The sequence below is a fragment of the Mesorhizobium sp. M1006 genome (assembly GCF_040318825.1).
Taxonomy (GTDB): Bacteria; Pseudomonadota; Alphaproteobacteria; order Rhizobiales; family Rhizobiaceae; genus Mesorhizobium.
This window is the reverse complement of sequence record NZ_JAMYMZ010000126.1, coordinates 1-1,894: the sequence shown is the minus strand read 5'-3', so window position 1 is coordinate 1,894 and position 1,894 is coordinate 1. Positions and strand designations below refer to the sequence as shown.

General features: G+C 57.8%; 1 protein-coding gene. It reads right to left on the bottom strand.

Annotated elements, in window-relative coordinates:
* Positions 1–72: 72 nt before the first annotated feature.
* Positions 73–1,548, bottom strand: a complete 1,476-nt coding sequence (locus NKH60_RS34835) for an adenylate/guanylate cyclase domain-containing protein (protein ID WP_352875110.1) — start codon at positions 1,546–1,548, stop codon at positions 73–75.
* Between the last annotated feature and the right edge of the window lie 346 nt (positions 1,549–1,894).

The window sequence follows — 1,894 nt, the reverse complement described above, 5'->3', positions numbered from 1 at the left end:
CGGCCATTCGTCTGGAAAGCAGATCCCGATGAGATCATTGCAGCAGTCAAACGCGGGCACCAAGCGTTGGAATCAATCCACTAGATTGGTCCAGAACCGATAGTCATCGGGTGACAACGATACGGCACGCTGGTACAGACCGGCAGCTTTCTCGTATTGACCTTGAATGAAACAATTCCGGCCGTAAGAGAAATAGGTATCGGAAGAACTGGCGTCTAACTCTAAAGCTCGCTCGAACTCCACTTCCGCCTCGGCATACCGGCCATTTACGAACAAGGCCCCGCCACGTGATGCGTGGGCGTCAGCGAGACCTGGCTCAAGTTCGAGCGCCCGTGAGCTGTTGGAAAGGACTGCCTCGAAGCTGGCGTCGGGATCGTTGCAAGTCAACAGAAGCCACTCACAATCAGCCAAAGCGGCATAAGCGCGCGCATAATTTGGGTCAACTTCAATAGCTCTAGCAAACAGTCGCTGCGCTGTTTTGATAAACTTCGTCTCGACTCCCCTGTTGAGGAACGATCTGCCCATCAACAGCGTCTCGTAAGCCTCTGGGTTGTCGGTCGAGCGGTTTGTAATAGTCTCCAGTTCTTCAGGCAACAGCTTCACTTTGAGGACATCGACTATAGTCTTGGAAATCTCGTCCTGCAGTTTGAAGATATCGTCCAGCGTCCGGTCATATCGCTCGGCCCAGATATGGTCGCCGCCACGACCATTGATTAGCTGAGCCGTGATGCGCACCCGTCCTCCAGCCTTGCGTACACTTCCCTCCAGGACGTAGGCGACATTCAGCTTCTTCGCCACTTCCTCGATTAATACCGCCTTGCCCTTGAAGGTGAAGACCGTATTGCGCGCGACGACGGAGAGTCCGGACACCTTCGAAAGGTCGGTGATAATGTCCTCGGTGATGCCGTCGGAAAAGTACTCCTGCTCGGGATCGCCGCTCATGTTGACGAAGGGCAGAACCGCGATCGAGGGTTTATCCAGGAGTTGAGGCACCGGTTGCACCGCGCGTTTGCCGATCCCCCCTGTTCCGGCGCGGTAAACCTGCACCGGCTTTGCGATATTCTTGAGCGCCTGCTCGCCGAGATCGTCGAACGCCAATGTCAGCTTGCCGGTGACATGATCGTGCACGGTGGCGGAGACGTAGATGCCGCCGGGCTCAGCCAGACCCTCCAGCCGGGCTGCCACGTTGACACCGTCGCCATAGAGATCGCTTCCCTCGACGATGACGTCGCCCAGATTGATGCCGATACGCAGGACGATGCGGTAGGCCTCCGCCACGCTCTCGTTGGCCCCGGTAAAACCCTTTTGTAATTCGACGGCGCATTGGACGGCATCAACCGCACTGCCAAATTCCACCAGCACACCGTCGCCCATCACCTTGACCACGCGGCCGTGGTACTGGGCAACCAATGGAACCAGAACATCGCGCCGCCGCGCTTTGAGAGCGGCCAGTGTGCCAGCCTCGTCGTGCTCCATGAGGCGCGAAAAGCCAACGACATCAGCAGCCAGAATCGCGGCAAGGCGGCGTTGGGTTCGAATCTCGGCCATGTGGGTTGAATACTTTCAGAAACCCAGCACCTGGGATTGTATTGGTAATCTGGCCTGGAGTCTATCCGGCCCGACTTCCGAGAATGGGTCAGATCGCGTCGATGCGTGGGGCGCCTGAACGTCCGCTTCTCACATTCCAAGCCTCCAAGCCGCCATTCCGCTTTCGTGAAGAGTTTCGGGCGCCGGCAGGCGTACGAAAGTCCCCGAGGAAGGAACCCGCGGGCCACAGGCGATGGCTATGCGGTGGAGGATCCGGCCAACTCGCTGCCAGCTGCTTGCTCAGCTCTGCGATTTGGTATCGGATACCACTCCATGCCTGCAGCATTGGCACAACAATGCGCGCCAG

What these genes read in the sequence shown, in the direction of transcription:
- NKH60_RS34835 (WP_352875110.1), bottom strand. Translation starts at nt 1,548, where the DNA reads ATGGCCGAGATTCGAACCCAACGCCGCCTTGCCGCGATTCTGGCTGCT.